Source organism: Bacillus sp. P4_D3 (genome assembly GCF_056401855.1).
Genome location: NZ_JBFUIN010000572.1, coordinates 1 through 1,993 on the forward strand (window position 1 = coordinate 1; position 1,993 = coordinate 1,993).

At 36.3% G+C, this 1,993-nt stretch carries 1 protein-coding gene and 2 pseudogenes; all 3 read right to left on the bottom strand.

What is annotated here, in order from left to right; genetic code table 11:
- Positions 1-482 (bottom strand): annotated as a pseudogene (gene katB / locus AC1DTM_RS24185) (catalase KatB); the annotation flags it as partial.
- A 59-nt stretch (positions 483-541) separates the two neighbouring features.
- Positions 542-954 (bottom strand): annotated as a pseudogene (locus AC1DTM_RS24190) (hypothetical protein).
- Positions 955-1,176: 222 nt separating this feature from the next.
- On the bottom strand, positions 1,177-1,993 hold an 817-nt coding region (locus AC1DTM_RS24195), incomplete at its 5' end, for an asparagine synthetase B family protein (RefSeq protein ID WP_477001079.1).

Consider the following 1,993-nt stretch of genomic DNA (forward strand, 5'->3'; position numbering starts at 1 on the left):
CGATCTGGTGTTTGAACATTTGTATCAGGTGCTGGCTTTAAAGAATGCACCATGTCAGGGAATTTAATTGCATCACGGATGAAGAAAACAGGTAAATGGTTACCTACGATATCATAGTTTCCTTCTTCTGTATAAAATTTAACAGCGAACCCGCGCGGATCACGAGCTGTTTCAGGAGAACCTTGACCATGAATAACCGTTGAGAAACGAACAAATACAGGCGTTTCAGTTCCTTCATTTTGTAAAAACGCTGCTTTCGTATATTGTTTCATGCTGTTTTTCGTTACGAATACACCGTGAGCACCTGCACCACGTGCATGCACAACACGCTCCGGAATACGTTCACGATCAAAGTGTGCAAGTTTTTCTACTAAATGATAGTCTTCTAACAATACCGGTCCACGGCGACCAGCTGTACGAGAATTTTGGTTRTCTCCAACTGGAGCACCTTGGTTTGTTGTTAAGCGATTATTTGGATTCATCAAGGGGGATCCTCCTCTTTCTTTCACAGTAATTATTATTTATTTAAAATTATTATAAACTAATTATTATTCAAAACTAAATCCTTGTCAACTATTTCCTTCATTTTTTTGGAAACAATTCCAGTTAAACAATCAATAAATACAGATTGTGCATGCGGCATATTTGGTCTGAAATATGCCATATTTAATTCATCAGTTACAACTTTACATTCATAATCGGTGTCATATAAAACTTCTAAATCGAGCAATGTGTTTTAAACCTAAGTAACAAAAAAATTCATACTCTATAAACATTTTATTCATTGAATCTGTTAATTTATGCGCCTGCTCTTTCGTTATTTTCGCAAGCGGTGAAATTCCTCCAATTGCTTTATACCATCCGATTAAATTTCGGGGCGCTTCTTCAGACGGCTTACGCCCATGACGAATGTGAGTATGCATCCTCTAATGACTCTGGCGTTCCATACGCCATCACAAACAAACCTATTTTCTTCTTCGCCCTCTATATAACACCTCAATTTTGGAAATGAGAATCTTTTTCAAGAACATTTGTTTCCAAGTATAACAAGTAATAATAAATACGTCAAAATAATAATTCTAAATAAATATTATTTCTAATATAATTTTGAATTTTATATGATAATTCATTTAATAAAAAAGCGACTTACATATATGTTGTAAGCCGCCCTTTCCCCTATTCTTTAATATTTACCCCATACTCTTTAAACCAAACATGAATTTGCGCTAAATGAGCTAAAAGTTGAGGACCTGTCATTAATTGCCCATACCAAGGTTTTTGGAATGCACTTCCGCCCGACTCAATCAACCCGCTCAATTGCTCTTTATCGAACAATTCATGCAAAATTGAGCCTTTATCCGTTAATAAATCTTGGAGCCATACTGTTACTGCTTTCGTATAGTGCGGATTATGCGTTTTCGGATACGGACTTTTCTTTCTATACAATATATCATTTGGAAGCAATCCTTCTAACGCCTTACRCAATAGACCTTTTTCGCGGTTTTTATACATTTTCATTTCCCAAGGAATATTCCACGCATATTCGACAAGTCGGTGGTCCGCAAATGGAACGCGTACTTCTAAGCTTGCCCCCATACTCATACGGTCTTTTCTGTCTAATAATGTTGTCATAAACCATACCATGTTTAAATAAAATAATTGTCGTCTCTTCGCTTCTAATGGGCTTTCTCCCTCTAAAATAGGAACTTCTTGAATCGATTCTTCATAGCGTTGTTGCACATATTGTTGTAAATTTAATTTATTTCTCCATTCTTTCTTTAGAAGTTGTTCACGCGCTTCTGTAGAACGCATCCACGGAAATGCACTTGATTGTAAATCATCTTCTCTATAAAACCACGGATAACCACCGAATATTTCATCTGCACATTCTCCAGATAATCCGACGACAAAATCTTGTTTTATTTCACGGCAAAACCATAATAATGACGAATCAATATCTGCCATACCAGGCAAATCACGAACGAGTACTGCT